Origin of the sequence: Marinobacterium halophilum (genome assembly GCF_003014615.1) — a bacterium.
Lineage (GTDB): Bacteria > Pseudomonadota > Gammaproteobacteria > Pseudomonadales > Balneatricaceae > Marinobacterium > Marinobacterium halophilum.
Genome location: NZ_PYGI01000016.1, coordinates 95,979 through 109,828 on the forward strand (window position 1 = coordinate 95,979; position 13,850 = coordinate 109,828).

General features: G+C 56.4%; 15 protein-coding genes. 6 read left to right on the forward strand and 9 right to left on the reverse strand.

Features of this window, described 5'->3' with window-relative positions:
• Positions 1-19 precede the first annotated feature (19 nt).
• The gene (locus CLV44_RS12035; protein WP_106592366.1) at positions 20-571 is read left to right on the forward strand and encodes a zinc ribbon-containing protein; all 552 of its coding nucleotides are present in this window, start codon (positions 20-22) and stop codon (positions 569-571) included.
• On the opposite strand, the gene lnt is transcribed toward CLV44_RS12035, so the two are convergent.
• From lnt to epmB, 7 genes are all read right to left on the reverse strand, one after another.
• Positions 509-2,035: an apolipoprotein N-acyltransferase gene (lnt, locus tag CLV44_RS12040; protein ID WP_106592367.1), complete on the reverse strand. Its 1,527-nt coding sequence runs from the start codon at positions 2,033-2,035 to the stop codon at positions 509-511. The genes CLV44_RS12035 and lnt overlap by 63 nt on opposite strands.
• A gap of 1 nt (position 2,036) precedes the next feature.
• Positions 2,037-2,873, reverse strand: coding sequence for a CorC family transporter (locus CLV44_RS12045; RefSeq protein WP_106592368.1), 837 nt, complete (start codon positions 2,871-2,873; stop codon positions 2,037-2,039).
• A 50-nt stretch (positions 2,874-2,923) separates the two neighbouring features.
• Entirely contained in the window at positions 2,924-3,382 is a 459-nt protein-coding gene (gene ybeY / locus CLV44_RS12050; protein WP_106592369.1) for an rRNA maturation RNase YbeY, read from the reverse strand.
• Positions 3,379-4,380 (reverse strand): PhoH family protein, encoded by a 1,002-nt coding sequence (locus CLV44_RS12055; protein ID WP_106592370.1) that lies wholly within the window; start codon positions 4,378-4,380, stop codon positions 3,379-3,381. The genes ybeY and CLV44_RS12055 overlap by 4 nt, the downstream gene beginning before the upstream one ends.
• Before the next feature lie 22 nt (positions 4,381-4,402).
• Positions 4,403-5,746, reverse strand: a complete 1,344-nt coding sequence (gene miaB / locus CLV44_RS12060) for a tRNA (N6-isopentenyl adenosine(37)-C2)-methylthiotransferase MiaB (protein WP_106592371.1) — start codon at positions 5,744-5,746, stop codon at positions 4,403-4,405.
• 172 nt (positions 5,747-5,918) lie between these two features.
• Positions 5,919-6,458: a hypothetical protein gene (locus CLV44_RS12065; protein ID WP_106592372.1), complete on the reverse strand. Its 540-nt coding sequence runs from the start codon at positions 6,456-6,458 to the stop codon at positions 5,919-5,921.
• Between the two features lie 91 nt (positions 6,459-6,549).
• The gene (gene epmB, locus CLV44_RS12070) at positions 6,550-7,563 is read right to left on the reverse strand and encodes an EF-P beta-lysylation protein EpmB (RefSeq protein ID WP_106592373.1); all 1,014 of its coding nucleotides are present in this window, start codon (positions 7,561-7,563) and stop codon (positions 6,550-6,552) included.
• A 138-nt stretch (positions 7,564-7,701) separates the two neighbouring features.
• Between epmB and efp the strand changes: the two genes are divergently transcribed.
• The 3 genes from efp to CLV44_RS12085 all read left to right on the forward strand — a co-directional run bounded on the left by efp (position 7,702) and on the right by CLV44_RS12085 (position 10,164).
• Positions 7,702-8,268 (forward strand): elongation factor P, encoded by a 567-nt coding sequence (gene efp / locus CLV44_RS12075; RefSeq protein ID WP_106592374.1) that lies wholly within the window; start codon positions 7,702-7,704, stop codon positions 8,266-8,268.
• Between the two features lie 159 nt (positions 8,269-8,427).
• Positions 8,428-9,396 carry an EF-P lysine aminoacylase EpmA gene (gene epmA, locus CLV44_RS12080; protein ID WP_106592382.1) on the forward strand — a complete coding sequence of 323 codons (969 nt, stop codon included), beginning with the start codon at positions 8,428-8,430 and terminating at the stop codon, positions 9,394-9,396.
• Positions 9,397-9,417: 21 nt separating this feature from the next.
• Complete coding sequence (locus CLV44_RS12085) at positions 9,418-10,164, forward strand: sporulation protein (protein ID WP_106592375.1); 747 nt, start codon at positions 9,418-9,420, stop codon at positions 10,162-10,164.
• Between the two features lie 59 nt (positions 10,165-10,223).
• On the opposite strand, the gene CLV44_RS12090 is transcribed toward CLV44_RS12085, so the two are convergent.
• Both CLV44_RS12090 and CLV44_RS12095 read right to left on the reverse strand, forming a co-directional pair.
• Positions 10,224-11,123 carry a TlpA family protein disulfide reductase gene (locus CLV44_RS12090; RefSeq protein WP_170069335.1) on the reverse strand — a complete coding sequence of 300 codons (900 nt, stop codon included), beginning with the start codon at positions 11,121-11,123 and terminating at the stop codon, positions 10,224-10,226.
• 48 nt (positions 11,124-11,171) lie between these two features.
• Positions 11,172-11,399, reverse strand: coding sequence for a hypothetical protein (locus tag CLV44_RS12095; RefSeq protein ID WP_146140004.1), 228 nt, complete (start codon positions 11,397-11,399; stop codon positions 11,172-11,174).
• Positions 11,400-11,521: 122 nt separating this feature from the next.
• Between CLV44_RS12095 and CLV44_RS12100 the strand changes: the two genes are divergently transcribed.
• The gene (locus tag CLV44_RS12100; RefSeq protein WP_106592378.1) at positions 11,522-12,058 is read left to right on the forward strand and encodes a TetR/AcrR family transcriptional regulator; all 537 of its coding nucleotides are present in this window, start codon (positions 11,522-11,524) and stop codon (positions 12,056-12,058) included.
• Between the two features lie 559 nt (positions 12,059-12,617).
• Positions 12,618-13,427, forward strand: coding sequence for a hypothetical protein (locus CLV44_RS12105; RefSeq protein ID WP_106592379.1), 810 nt, complete (start codon positions 12,618-12,620; stop codon positions 13,425-13,427).
• The last annotated feature ends 423 nt before the right edge of the window (positions 13,428-13,850 follow it).

The window sequence follows — 13,850 nt, forward strand, 5'->3', positions numbered from 1 at the left end:
GGGAGTGCAGGAGTTGCCGATGAGCAAGCAAGAACAGAACGGGCCACAGCATTCCGAGCAGGCCCCCGCCGCGTACGACCGCATACTGGAACGACTGCGCAAGCGTCTGGACCGTGCCGGTGAAGTGAGCTGGGAATATCTGCAGGAGCAGATTGAGGAAGCGGCCGAAATCGAGCTGGCGGCAGAAGAGATGACCCGTGACGAGGTTGACCTGCTCAAGGCCTACCTGAGGCGGGATCTCAAGCAGCTGGGCTATTATGCGTATGGGACCGGTGAAGGCGTGGCCGCCTGGTTGCACTTCGATCTGGACATCCTGGAACATAAGCTGAAGCAGAGCCTGCTGGATCTGGCCGACAAGACCCGAGTGCAGCACGAGCTTCTGCGTGAGCAGCTGGCGCATGCAGAAGATCAGTATCTGGCCGGTGAAGTCAGTGCGCCGGGTACGTTGCGTTGCCTGCAATGCGGTGAGCAGCAGCAGCTGAAAGCCACCGACCGAATTCAGCCCTGTTCACACTGCGGTGCGGTGGTGTTCGAGCGCATTTCGCTGCCGTGGGCGCCAGTAGGCGAATAACAGCAACAGCAGGCACAGCAGCGCGACGGGAATGATGCCGTAGCGCTGCCAAGGGGTCAGGCCCTGCATCGGCACCACGTCATGACGCAGGCTGGTTTCCTGGTCCACAGGGGCCAGAGTGGCCACCTGCCCGTTGGGGCGGACAAAAGCGGTGAGACCATTATTGGTACCACGGATTAGCCAGCGGCCGTTCTCCAGCGCGCGCATGCGCGCAAGTTGCAGGTGCTGATCCGGGGCGATGGAGCGGCCGAACCAGGTGTCATTGGAGACCGTCAGCAGGATGTCACTGTCTTGGGACAGGGTGCGGACCAGTTCCGGGTAAGCGATTTCGTAACAGATGGCCGGAGCGATCCGATGGGTTCCCAGCTGCAGAGGGTCGATATCCTGTGTTGGCAGGCTGAAACTGGACATCGGCAGGTTGAAAAAGGCGATCAGGCCACGCAGCTGAGCTTCGAACGGCAGATACTCACCAAAGGGCACCAGTCGCTGTTTGTGGTACACATTCTGTCCGGCGGTAAAGACGGCAAGGCTGTTGTGGAAGCGTTGCCCGTGCGGGCTGTCCGGATCGGTTTCGACGTGAGGAAAGCCGCTGATCAGCGCCGTGCCGCGCGCATCAAGCCGGTCGATGAACGGGGTCAGCAAGGGGGCGGCCCGGTCGAAGATGGCCGGAATGCCGGTTTCCGGCCAGATAATCAGATCGGCATCGGCCACCGACTCGCTGAGCCTGATCTGATGCTGCAGAATAGCGGCCAGATTGTCTGGCTGCCACTTGGCCAGCTGCGGGATATTGGGCTGGATCAGAGCGACATCCAGTGTGTTGTTTTGTGGCTGGGTCCAGTGTTGCGGCAGCACCAGGGCAATCAGACCGAGCAGTAGCGCCGGAACCAGCGCCAACGGCCGGCGGTCGGCCAGTGTGCGGGCAAGGCCCGTGGCCAGCAGCACGCTGATGAGCGACAGCATCCACACCCCGCCCACCGGTGCCCAGCGTTGCAGCGGGGTATCCAGCCAGGCATAGCCGAGATAAAGCCAGGGGAAGCCGGTCAGCAGCCAGCTGCGCAGCCATTCAAACCCGACCCAGAGCACCGCAAATACCAGCCAGCGCTGACGTGCAGGCGTGGCCAGCTTGATAAAAAACCAGCCCTGCAGGGCAAACAACAATCCCAGCGCCACCACGAACAGGCCGGTGAGCAGGCTCGCCAGTGCGACCGAAGCACCGCCGTACTGGTGGATGCTGACATAGACCCAGGACACGCCGGCACCCCAGAAACCGGTGCCAAAGGCCCAGCCGCTGAAAAATGCGGTGCGGGCGCTTTGCCGACGCTGCAGCCAGTACAGCAGTGCCGGCCCCAGTACGACGAAAGGCAGCAGGTCAAACGGCGCCAGTGCCAGGGTAATGCTGGCCCCGCCAGCAAGTGCCAGCAGGGCGGATAGCCAGGGTGTTAGAGGGGGGCGAGAAGGCTTCACGTCAGTTGCGGATCACTTGCAGCAGGCGCAGTCGACGGTTGTCGGCGGCCAGTACCTTGAAGCTGAAACCCTCAATGTCGATCTGCTCATCCTTGGCGGGTAAATGACCGAAATGCTGGGTAATGATGCCGCCGATGGTATCGAATTCGTCATCGGAGAAACCGACATCAAAGTAGGCGTTGAAGTCTTCGATCGGGGTCAATGCCTTGACCAGAAAGCCGTTGTCGTCGAACGGCTTGATGTTGCCGTCATCGTCGTCGGCGTCGTGTTCGTCTTCAATCTCGCCAACAATCTGTTCCAGCACGTCTTCGATAGTGATCAGTCCGGCGATGCCGCCGTACTCATCGACCACGATGGCCATGTGGTTGCGGGTCCCCCTGAATTCGTTGAGCAGCACATTGAGGCGCTTGCTTTCGGGGATGAAGGTGGCCTTGCGCAGACATTGGCGAATGTCGAACTGGTCCAGCGTGCCGTCCAGCATGTAGGGCAGCAAATCCTTGGCCAGCAGAATGCCGAGCACTTCGTCGGGGTTTTCGCCACAGACCGGAAAACGGGAGTGGGCGCTGGAGATGATCACCGGCAGGAATTCGCGCGGTGTCTGGTTGACCTGCACCATGGTCATCTGCGAGCGCGGGATCATGGCATCCCGCACCTGCATTTCGGTGACCTGCATCGCGCCCTCGATAATGCTGTGGGCGTCGTTGTCGAGAATACCGGACTCGTTGGCTTGCAACAGAATCTCGCGTACATCTTCAAGACTGCGGGGTTCGTCCGAGAAGGCCTGGGTCAGTTTCTCCAGCCAGCTCTTTGACGTGCCGCCCGATCGGTCTTCGCTCATATAGGTCCTCTAATAGGCATACAGGCTGCCGGTTACACCGGTAGCGGTGGTTACTCGGCAACCTGATAGGGATCGGCTATGTTCAGCTGCGCGAGGAGGGCACGTTCCAGTGCTTCCATCTCCTCGGCTTCGTCGTCATTTATATGATCGAATCCGAGCAGATGCAAGGTTCCGTGTACCACCATGTGTGCCCAGTGATGCAGTTCGGCTTTCTGCTGCTCAGTGGCTTCGCGGGCGACGACCTCGGCACAGATCACCAGATCCCCCAGCAGCGAGACCGGTACGCCCGGCGGTACGTCGAATGGAAATGACAGCACGTTGGTGGGTGCGTCCTTGCCACGGTACTCGGCGTTCAAGGCCTGGCTTTCGTCCGGATCGACCACGCGGATACAGACTTCACCGTCCACCTTGCGGTCTTTAAGGACGGCTTCAACCCAGCGGGTGAAGTCTGCTGCGGTGGGCAGGTTAGGGGCTTCGATGGCGTACTGGATATCAACGGCGATGCTCATTGGGACGGCTCCTGTTCCTGGGCTTTTTCGTAGCGTTCATAGGCCTCGACGATGTGCTGTACCAGTGGGTGGCGCACAACATCCTTCGAAGTGAAGCGGGTAAAACCGATCTCCTTGACGCCATCAAGCACTTCCATTGCATGCAACAGGCCGGAACGGGTGCCCTTGGGCAGGTCGATCTGGGTATGGTCGCCGGTAATCACGGCGGTGGAGCCGAAGCCGATACGGGTCAGGAACATTTTCATCTGCTCGCGAGTCGTATTCTGGCTTTCATCCAGAATCACGAAGGAACCGTTCAGGGTACGACCGCGCATGTAGGCCAGCGGGGCGATTTCGATTACGTTACGCTCGATCAGCTTGGCGACCTTCTCGAACCCCAGCATTTCGTAAAGGGCATCGTACAGTGGGCGCAGATAGGGGTCGACCTTCTGGCTCAGATCGCCGGGCAGGAACCCCAGTTTCTCGCCGGCTTCCACGGCCGGGCGGACCAGCAGGATACGGCTGACCTCTTCGCGCTCCAGTGCTTCCACGGCACAGGCCACAGCCAGGTAGGTCTTGCCGGTACCGGCCGGGCCGATGCCGAAGTTGATGTCGTGGGTGCGGATCTGCTGCACGTAGTCCTGCTGTCTGCCGGCGTGGGGCTTGATCTGCAGTTTGCGGGTGCGGATGCTGTAGCGCTTGTCTTCGGCACTTTGCGCCTTGTCGCTGCGCTTGGGTGGCTGTTCCAGGCCGCTGTTGAGCAGCTGCAGGTGAATGCCTTCCGGGCTGGGTGCATCGCCCTGCAGAGCCTGGCGGTACAGCTGTTCCAGCAGCGCACTCATGGCCCGGGTGCTGTCGGCTTCACCGACCAGCTGGAAGCGGTTGCCACGGTTGCGGATTTCGATGCCGGTGCGCTCTTCAAGCAGCTTCAGGTGGGCGTCGAACTGACCGCACAGACTGGACAGGGCGGCCGGGTCGTTGGGTTCCAGCAGCAGGGTTAGGGCATGTTGAGTGGTCAATGCAGGGGCTCCTTCAGCCGGATCAATGGTCTAGCTCGGAACTGATCAGTTCACCGAGCAACGAGTTGGCATAGGCCTGCACGATACGCACATCGGCGAAGTGGCCGATCAGATCGGGATTATCACAGCGGAAGTTGACCACACGGTTGTTTTCGGTGCGGCCGGACAGCTGGCCCGGATCCTTCTTCGAATAGCCGTTGACCAGAATGCGCTGGGTGCTGTCGACCATACGCCGGCTGATCTGGAATGCCTGGGCGGTGATACGGTCCTGCAAAATTTTCAGCCGCTGCTTCTTGGTTTCCTCATCGACCGTATCCGGCAGGTCGGCGGCCGGAGTACCCGGACGGCGGCTGTAGATGAAGCTGAACGAGGCATCGAAACCGATCTCGGCGATCAGGTTCATGGTCGCTTCAAAGTCGGCATCGGTTTCGTTGGGGAAGCCGATGATGAAGTCGGAGGAAAAGCTGATCTCGGGACGCAGTTTCTTGATGCGACGCAGTTTGGATTTGTATTCGAGTACGGTATGGCCGCGTTTCATCGCCATCAGAATACGGTCGGAACCACTCTGTACCGGCAAGTGCAGGTGGCTGACCAGCTCGGGGACTTCGGCGTAGACGTCGATCAGACTGTCGCTGAACTCCACCGGGTGCGAGGTGGTGAAACGGATACGATCAATGCCGTCGATGGCGGCGACGCAACGGATCAGCTCGGCCAGATCGGCATGGTCGTTGTCATGGGTCGCGCCTCGGTAAGCGTTGACGTTCTGCCCCAGCAGATTGACTTCACGCACGCCCTGTTCCGCCAGTTCGACACATTCTGCCAGCACGTCATCCAGCGGTCGGCTGACTTCTTCGCCACGGGTATAGGGCACCACACAGAACGTGCAGTATTTGCTGCAGCCTTCCATCACCGAAACGAACGCTTCTGCACCCTCGACCTTCGGGGCCGGCAGATGGTCGAATTTTTCGATCTCGGGGAAGCTGATGTCGACGATGCCGACACCGCCATTACGGCTCTCGGTGATCATTTCCGGCAGGCGGTGCAGGGTCTGCGGGCCGAAAATCATGTCGACGTAGGGGGCACGGTCGCGGATTGCCTCGCCTTCCTGCGACGCGACGCAGCCGCCAACACCGATCATCAGTCCGGGCTTCTTGTCCTTCAGCTTGCGCCAGCGGCCCAGCTGATGGAACACCTTCTCCTGCGCCTTTTCACGGATCGAGCAGGTATTCAGCAGCAGGACATCCGCATCATCCGGATTGTCCGTCAACTCCAGTGCGTGGCTCTCGCCGAGCAGGTCCGCCATGCGGGAGGAGTCGTATTCGTTCATCTGACAGCCATGTGTCTTGATAAACAGCTTTTTAGCCATGAATCACCTGTGTAACCTGTGGGAATAGAACGAGAGCGGGTCTCGAAAGAGGGTCGAAATTATACCGAAGGGGCGCGGGATAAACCATAAACTGGTCAAGTATTATCCAGCCGGGTTGTGGCGGCACGTGGCCGGGAACACGTGGAAGGTGTCCCCGACGACAGAGCCGGTGTTACTGGGCAGCAGTCTTGATCCCGGTACCGCCGCAAGCGGCGTTACGCATGTGGCTCTGGTTGAGCAGAGCAAAGTTGTCGACGGTGTGATATTCAACGCTCTGGTCGGCAAAAATCAGCTCGGCACCTTCGATCTTGAAGCAGCCCAGATTGGGGTGCCGCCATACCTTTTTCCAGACCTTGTTGCCGACCTGCTCGCCTGGCACAAACGGACCGGCTACACGTAACCACGCGTTGCGGCGGCCACTCTTTTTCGAGTGTACCGGCTTGCCGCCACGGGTGAAGGCGCTGGTTTTGAACATGACGTATTGCAGCGTCTGCTCGGTACCATTGGTAAAGCTGATACTGGCATCACTGTTGCCGGCGGTGTGGTGATCACTGATCAACAGCACCGGCTGGGGCTCCGGCTCAGGAGCGGGCTGGACTACGGGAGCCGGTTGCTGCTTCTGGGCGCAGGCGGCCAGTAACAGGGTGGTGGCAAGCAGCCCGCCCAGGCGCAGGATGGAGGAGCGACGGGTATTCTGAGTGTGTTTTAACATGGATATCCAGATCCTTTAATACTGACGTTAGCCGACCGGCGGGCAAGCGCGCAGGGTACTGAGAGCCATCTTAATGCAGCCTGAGCCGTCTTCATACCGGTGCGATGGGCGGCAGCAGCGTTTTCGACGGTCGCCCTGGAATTTCACGCGCCAGACGCGGAACCAGATAGCCCGGCAGTACGGTCTGGAGTTGGCCGACCAGTCGGCGTGCCTGCTCATCGCTGATGTCAAAGTGTGCGGCACCGGCAACGGCGTCGAGCACGAATAAATAATAGGGCAGGATACCGTCACTGAACAGGGTTTCGCTGAGTGTTTTTTGTACAGCAACGCTGTCGTTGATGCCCTTGAGCAGGACAGCCTGATTGAACAGGGTAACACCGGCCTGGCGCAGCGGCTGCAGGCGCTCGCGAACGAGGGCATCTACTTCCTGAGGATGGTTGATGTGCAGGACCAGGGTGCTGCTCATGCGGCTGTCGGCCAGCATGTTAACCAGTTCGGGAGTCACCCGTTGCGGGATGACTACCGGCAATCGGGAATGGATGCGCAGCCGTTGCAGGTGCGGGATCTGTTCCAGGTCGGCAATCATGCGCACCAGGCGGCGGTCGGGCGTTGCCAGCGGGTCGCCACCGGAGAAGATCACTTCGCTGACCTGCTCGTGCGCGCGGATGTAGGCCAGTGCGGCCTGCCACTGTTCGCCGCCCAGCTGATTATCGCCATAAGGAAAGTGGCGGCGGAAACAGTAGCGGCAGTTGATCGCGCAGGCGCCGGACAGGATCAACAGCACCCGATCCGTGTATTTGTGGATCAGTCCTTGCGACTTGTTGGCAGCGGCTTCTGCCAGTGGATCGTGGCCGAAGCCCGGCACCTCCAGCAGTTCCTGCTGCAGTGGCAGGATCTGGCGCAGGAGCGGGTCGTCCTGGTCGCCTTTGCGGATGCGGCTCAGATAGGGGCGCGGAACCTTGAGCGCAAACTGGCGATCGGCCTGCAGTGCGCCCTGCAGCAAGTCTTGCGGCAGATCCAGTTCGGCCAGAAGTTGAGCCGGGTCGGTGATGGCGTGGCGCAGTTCGGTCTGCCAGTCAGCGGCGGCGGGGTGCAGCAGATTCATCGGAATGGGTCGCTCGGGGGGTGTGCGGATAGATTTGCCTGCATTCTCCTTTGCAGTAGAATGGCTGTCAATTTACGGGCCACCTGTCCGCTCGACGGTTGCCTGCCTTCGAATATCAGATCGCGGAACTTTCTATTTATGGCTAACTACTCCAGCAACCAGTTCAAAAACGGCATGAAAGTGATGATCGATGGCGACCCGTGCAGCATGGTCGATGTTGAATTCGTCAAGCCGGGCAAGGGCCAGGCCTTCACCCGTGTACGTCTGCGTAACCTGCTGACTGGCCGCATCTGGGAACGTACCTTCAAGTCCAACGAAAGCGTTGAAGGCGCTGACGTGATGGATCTGGACATGGAGTACCTCTACAACGATGGTGAAATGTGGCACTTCATGGACCCGAACTCGTTCGAGCAGTTTGCCGCTGACGCCAACGCCGTAGGCGATGCATCCAAATGGCTGAAGGAGCAGGACAAGAGCATCATCACCCTGTGGAACAATAACCCGATCAGCGTTACGCCGCCGAACTTCGTGGAACTGGAAGTGGTTGAAACCGATCCGGGTCTGAAGGGCGATACTGCACAGGGCGGCTCCAAGCCGGCGATCCTGAGCACCGGCGCGACCGTACGCGTACCGCTGTTTATCGAACAGGGCGAAATGCTGCGTATTGATACCCGTACCGGTGAGTACGTCAGCCGCGCGAACTAATCGTTCCGCCGCGGAGCCGTAATCCTTACTCGGCATCTGTTATATACGTCCAGAATGGCAGCTTCGGCTGCCGTTTTTGTGTATTGGATGTACGGACGGTATGCCGCAGACATAGGGATGCACTGGCGCGGCGTCCTTGAGATCACTTCATTGAACAACATTCAAGACAACCTCTGGCGCCCCGGCGCTCCTATCGACCACCTGCGTGCCCGTGCTCGAGTGCTGGCGCAGATCCGGCGTTTTTTCGCCGACCGTGACGTACTGGAGGTGGAAACCCCGGTGCTGTCTCACTGCGCGGTGAGTGATCCGTTCATCGACAGCCTTGAGGTCAGCTTTGGCTTCCAGCCCGGTATCGAAGACGAGCGTTTGTATCTGCAAACCTCACCGGAATACGCGATGAAGCGTCTGCTGGCGGCGGGCAGCGGTGACATTTACCAGATGGCCAAAGTGTTCCGCAATGGAGAGTCGGGGCGGCGACACAACCCTGAATTCACCATGCTGGAGTGGTACCGGCTTGGCCTGAATGACCGTCAGCTGATGGATGAGGTGGCGGCGCTGGTGACCGCCGTGGTTCCCGCGCTGCCGGTGCGCTACCTCAGCTATGCCGAGCTGTTCGAGCGCGAACTTGGGCTGGACCCGCACCGTGCTACGCGAACACAACTGCAGCAGTGCTGTCGTGATCACGTGGATGCCCCCTTTGATGATGATGACCGCGACACCTGGCTCAACCTGTTGATGTCTCACGTGTTGGAACCAAGGCTGCAGGGGGCGGTTTTTATCCACAGCTACCCGGCGTCGATGGCGGCCCTGGCACAGGTAAGGGAAGACGAGCAGGGCCGGCAGGTGGCCGCGCGTTTCGAGCTCTTTGTCGACGGGGTCGAACTGGCCAACGGCTACCATGAATTGACCGATGCCGCCGAACAGGCCCGACGGCTGGACGCAGACCAGCAGCAGCGCGCCGCATTAGGCTTGCCGCAGCGCCCGCTGGAAACCCGGCTGGTACGGGCACTGGAGGCCGGGATGCCTGACTGTGCCGGTGTCGCACTGGGCGTTGACCGGCTGGTCATGCTGACACTGGGTGTGGATAACCTGGAGCAGGTGATATCGTTCATGCACGCACATGCGTGACATTTTTCAAGGAGGTGAGCAGTGCTTAATAGCATAATGGCAAAAATCGGTATTGGGGCCGCGCAGGTGGATACGGTACCGGACAGCATTGATGTGACTCAGGGCGGACGGGTTACCGGCAGTATCCGTATCAAGGGCGGAAATGCCGAGCAGCAGATTGACCGCATCGAACTTAAATTGATGACCGAAGCCAAGCAGGAAGTGGATGACACTCAAGTGCGCACAGGCCATATGCTGGCGCATTATGTGATCGATGAAGCGTTTGTATTGGCGGCCGGAGAAGAGCGTTCACTGCCGTTTGCCATTGAGCTGCATCCCGAAACCCCGATCACGGTGGTGCCCGAGGGCTATAACGAAAGCAAGGTGTGGCTCGAAACCAGCCTGGATATCGATTTTGCCATCGACCCACGTGATCAGGATTTCCTGCGCGTACATCCGGCACCAGTGGTGGCCGCGTGCATGCGCGGCATGCAGGAGGCGGGCTACCGTCAGGTGAAGGCGGACGTGGAAAAGGGTTTTCTGTCCGGTCAGGGCTTCCGCTCCACCAGCGGCATCTACCAGGAGCTGGAATATAAACCCGGCGGCTTTGGTCTGGGCTGGAACCGGATCAAGGAAGTGGAGCTGTCGTTCATCTACCGCAGGGATGCCGTGCATCTGATTGTTGAGCTGGACCGCTCCTTCTCCGGCGACGGTTACCGCTGCCTGACCCTGCGCCCTGATGCGAATGACGACGAAGTCCGCACGCTGCTGGCAGGGTTGCTGCAGTAAGCGTGTGGCACAAGGGTGGCGGCGCATAATAGCTCACCACCCTTTATATGGACACCGAGTTACAGGCTCTCGATAATATTGGCCAGTCGCATATCCCGAACCAGGTCGGATGTGCGATGAACTTCCTCTCCGTTTTTAAAAACGACCAATGTTGGATAGTTTTTAATATTATATTTAACGAATGCAGTATTACTGGTATCAATCAGGCTTGTAATGCGTATATCATATTTTTTAATATAATCATCCAAATCGGATTGGACTGTCCACAGTCTGGATACCACTAGCATCCAGTTAACCGAATTGTATTTGCTGGCAAGCTTATTAAATTCTACTTGTGATCTTGAGCAGTTTTCAGAAGCTTCAGGTCTTGTTTCCTTCAGATACCAGTCACACCATGTTGACGTAAAATATATGGCTGTTGGTTTTTTAGTGTATATGGGTAAATCAAGTGTTTGTTCTTTTTTTGAGAAAACAGCATGTGAAACATGTTCTGTTTCTGACTGGTTAGCCAGTAAATGAAGTTTTTTATCCAGGGATTCATCCGCCTTGTGCCCCCTGTGTACCAGATTAATGTTTTTATCAAATAGAAGGTGGTACGGCGTACCAATAAATTGGAATGCCTGAGCTACCTCTCCATCTGTATCATACGCAGAAGCCATTGTAAGCTCGTATTCTTGGGCTACCTTGTTGATATCTTCAACGGTGTCATTGATGCCAATGTTAATACTGATAATTTTTATTTGATCGCCATACTCTTCTTGAGATTCTTGAAAGTGGGGCATCTCCTTGATGCAAGGCTGGCACCAGCTTGCCCAAAACTTGAGGTAAACCGGTTTTTTATCCCTGTACTCTTCTAATGTGATGGTATTGCCATTTAGCAGTGCAATTGGAGTATTGAGTATTTTGTCAGGAACGTCTGCCATGGTCGTAAATGAGGTAAACGTCAACGTAGCAAACATGAGTTTTAGTCTTAACATTTTTTAAATTCCATGAATAAATTGTGTTTGCTACGGGTGAGTGTTTGAACATTTGGCCCCATCATTAGATGGGGCCGGTCGAGCCCATAGACCTTCGACAATGGCCGACCAGGCTTCGCCACGCGTAATCACCACCAACAGCAGCAGCCCGCCGGGTATCAGCACTAGAGCCAGCAGGGGTCTTAGTACATAGCAAAATATGATGAGCGTGGGTGCCATGATCACCCATGCGCCGATTTGGTGAAGCATCGTTTTCATCGTTTCGTCCTCCATAATTGAGCATGCTCATAAAATACATTGAGCGCGCTCAATTCTCAAGCCCGGGCAGGTTACAATCGACATGCCACCTGATAGGATCTGTCTGCGGAGGAAAGGACAGCATGCAGTCAAAACGAGAACGAACACGAGCTCGAATTCTACAGGCCGCCTGGAATTTGTTTCAGGAGAGTGGCTATCAGCCCACGAGTACGCGCCAGATTGCGCGCGCAGCTGAGGTTGCGGACGGTACGGTATTCAGCCACTTCAGCACTAAGCTGGAAATACTGAAAGCAGGGGTTCAGACTCAGATAAAACAGGTAATTGAGCAGGCAGATGCGAGCCTCAAAGGCTGCACTCCGGAAGATCGTTTGCTGCACTATGCCAGGCATCTGTATCCCTTTTACGCCGAGCAGGCCGAGTTTAGTCGTGAGCTGTTCAAGGAGATTCTGTGGCATCAGGACGAGTTGCGGCCACAGATAGAAGCATTCATGTTCAAGCTTTTTGACGCGCCTGTTTGTGAAAGAGAGCAGGTGTACGGGCAGGTATTGATGGATTGTTACTTTATGACGTTACTGGATGGGCTTGGAGCTGAAGAGGTCAGTGCTTCTCTGATGCAGGAGCGACTGACACAGAAGCTGGCATGCTTCACCTCAAAATGAAGGGGATTACAACGTTTGGACAAATGCCGAAGCTCTGATTCATCTGTAATAGCCTAAGTATTTTGGAGATCCAGGCCGGTGGCTGCTTTTCCGCACTTAGGGTTTCCAATGCAAATATAACGGGCTCTACTCCGTCAGTACGAGAGGCACAGAGAGACATCAGTTCCTATTTGATGGAGCAGTACAACGGGTAACGGCCGCATCAGTACAACTAGGGACTGTGGCTTGCTGTGGTGGAAGAAAAACTTAACTTACGGTCCGGTATTAGCTGACCACTACATGTCGATCCGAGGGAGTCATCTCGTACGCATACACTATACAGCTTCTAGAGAAGGCCCGCCGAGCTGCTGTGGAAACCATGGTTAAGAGGCCGCAGCAAAGCACTCATCTGCGGCAGCCCCGTCCAAGTGCCACCACATGTGGGTGAATGCATACAAAATCCTATGATGTCTCTCATTGGCGACTTTATGTTACATTACGGCCCTTTATACCACTTATGATGTGGATATTGATTATAGGACCGTCGCCAGCAGCCTGGCGACAATTCAGAGGATTGAAAATGGACGTAAAACAAGTTGCGCGCGCGGTTTCCCTTGCCTGTGTGCTCAGTATTGGTGCCGGGTGTATGTCAACGGCTCCGACCAAGCCTATTGCTGATCAGGTAGCTGAAAGATCTCAAGTGACGTTTCCCGCTCTCTCAGGCAAGTCCGTTATCTTGGACGTCGATCTTTTCCAGAGATCTTGGAAAAACTCTGGGATTCACACCAAAGGTCAAAGTTACACGGCCGATGATGTCGAAGTTAAGGCTGTCGAACGTGTAGATGATGACAACATGACTCAAAACTGGGTTGTGCAAGATGTGCGCTTATCTCTCAAAACCAATGAACAACTCGACTACTTTGAACAGTCGGTGAAATCCTCACTGGCTCGGTCGGGGGTATCGCTTGTGAATCAGGATGAGTCTGATTACACGTTGGAAGCACAATTAACATTTGGGCCGACACCCGCACCTGCTTTCGGGTCATACAACCTTGGTAAATCGCTAGGAATGGGGCTGCTAACGCTAGGGTTGGGGCCGGATTCCCACAGTGCCGTGACTGACTTTGACGTGCTTTTTCGACTTAAAGATGCATCGGGGCATGTCGTCAGCGAGTATTCCAAGAGCGTGCAACAGGAGGAGGAGCTGATGAAACATCCTCTGAATATTTCAAGAGATTCACAAGTTCTGGATAGTGCGATGAAGTTATTCCAGACAAGCCTTGAAGCACAGCTTGAGGCGTTTTCGGCAGAGGTGTCTCGTAACTGCAGCAATTGCCAAGTACTCACTCAGCAAGCCAAGCCTGCAAGCAGCCTCACAGGCAACTTGTAATCAACAGCATTAGTCAGGGAGTCATATTTCATGCAACATGCTAAAACCCTGCTGGCTGGGTGCTGATTACATTCAGTGCATTCATGATTTTCAATGGCGCGCTTTTCTACTCAAATACCTCTGGCATCGTCAGGGGTACAGAGTTTCATATGCTGATACACTATTGTAAACCAGCTGGGTACCGTGATGGTTTGGCTCGGCCTTTTGGCTGTTTGGTTGGTACTACCGGCTAAAGTGCCGGGGTCTCGCGATGCTGAAAGAATTGTACCAAGCAGTAGTGGAGTTCCCAGTCTTGGGCGTGTTGAGCCTAAACTTTAACTGGATATATCCTAGATTGCCATCATAAGTGACACACGCCTGCCCGCCAGATATTCCAACGGAGAAATATACTCTAACGCTTTTCTTGGTCGCGCGTTAATCAAA

What these genes read in the sequence shown, in the direction of transcription:
- CLV44_RS12035 (WP_106592366.1), top strand. Translation starts at nt 20, where the DNA reads ATGAGCAAGCAAGAACAGAACGGGCCACAGCATTCCGAGCAGGCCCCC.
- CLV44_RS12045 (WP_106592368.1), bottom strand. Translation starts at nt 2,873, where the DNA reads ATGAGCGAAGACCGATCGGGCGGCACGTCAAAGAGCTGGCTGGAGAAA.
- ybeY (WP_106592369.1), bottom strand. Translation starts at nt 3,382, where the DNA reads ATGAGCATCGCCGTTGATATCCAGTACGCCATCGAAGCCCCTAACCTG.
- miaB (WP_106592371.1), bottom strand. Translation starts at nt 5,746, where the DNA reads ATGGCTAAAAAGCTGTTTATCAAGACACATGGCTGTCAGATGAACGAA.
- CLV44_RS12065 (WP_106592372.1), bottom strand. Translation starts at nt 6,458, where the DNA reads ATGTTAAAACACACTCAGAATACCCGTCGCTCCTCCATCCTGCGCCTG.
- epmB (WP_106592373.1), bottom strand. Translation starts at nt 7,563, where the DNA reads ATGAATCTGCTGCACCCCGCCGCCGCTGACTGGCAGACCGAACTGCGC.
- efp (WP_106592374.1), top strand. Translation starts at nt 7,702, where the DNA reads ATGGCTAACTACTCCAGCAACCAGTTCAAAAACGGCATGAAAGTGATG.
- CLV44_RS12090 (WP_170069335.1), bottom strand. Translation starts at nt 11,123, where the DNA reads ATGTTTGCTACGTTGACGTTTACCTCATTTACGACCATGGCAGACGTT.
- CLV44_RS12095 (WP_146140004.1), bottom strand. Translation starts at nt 11,399, where the DNA reads ATGAAAACGATGCTTCACCAAATCGGCGCATGGGTGATCATGGCACCC.
- CLV44_RS12100 (WP_106592378.1), top strand. Translation starts at nt 11,522, where the DNA reads ATGCAGTCAAAACGAGAACGAACACGAGCTCGAATTCTACAGGCCGCC.
- CLV44_RS12105 (WP_106592379.1), top strand. Translation starts at nt 12,618, where the DNA reads ATGGACGTAAAACAAGTTGCGCGCGCGGTTTCCCTTGCCTGTGTGCTC.